Source organism: Paenibacillus sp. 01T422 (assembly GCF_056398785.1).
This window is the reverse complement of record NZ_JBFTQB010001469.1, coordinates 1-758: the sequence shown is the minus strand read 5'-3', so window position 1 is coordinate 758 and position 758 is coordinate 1. Positions and strand designations below refer to the sequence as shown.

At 46.6% G+C, this 758-nt stretch carries 1 protein-coding gene; it reads right to left on the bottom strand.

Features of this window, described 5'->3' with window-relative positions; all coding sequences use genetic code 11:
- Positions 1–9 precede the first annotated feature (9 nt).
- Positions 10–758: glycoside hydrolase family 15 protein (locus AC1DUA_RS39585; RefSeq protein ID WP_477504874.1), on the bottom strand; the 749-nt coding region annotated here is incomplete at its 5' end.

Here is a 758-nt window from a genome sequence, read left to right as displayed (position 1 = left end):
GAGCTATGCTCAGGCAAGACTGTCAGATAGCACCAAGAACATCGCATGAGACCAAAGCAGCGGCAGCGCGGGTTCGCCCCATTTGCCCAACCACTCTGAATAAGCAGAAGACTCTCTGAGTTGATCGGGGACCTGTTCGGGAAGACGGCCAAGGTGATCGGCTTTGCTTATGATCYATTCCAGGCATCTATGCGCCTCTTCATGGTTTCCAAGCTCTCTTTGATACCAACCATACCACGCCGTTAGCAGAATCCATTCACCGCCGCCATAGTAACGATCTTCTACATAGCGCTGAATGCCTTCATGTTTCAGTTCACTTTCAATTATTTGTACAGTTTTCTGCATAATAGGATCATCTACTTCACACACGCCAAAAGGAACTGCAAGCCAAAGCAGACTTGCATCTACACCACTTAAGGCTGGTTTCCATATTTCATCCAGGCAGTGGACAGACTTCACGAAACGGCCTTCGTTGACACAATGGCTAAGAATAAAGTCCTTAACCATTGACGCCTTGTCCAACAGCTCTGAACGCTGCTCTAATTCTCCTAGAGCTTTCAAACCGCCATATACACAGGCTAATGTTGCAGGATGAACATAATCGGGGAACTCTTCCCAACAATCAAAGTTCGGATAATGCCAGAACGTCATCAAATAATCAACTGTAATCTCAATGCTTTCCCGGAGTTCATCCAATAGACCCTTATTTCCAGTCGTTTTCACGTGCTCAATAAGTCCCCATAGCCAAGCCCCATAAC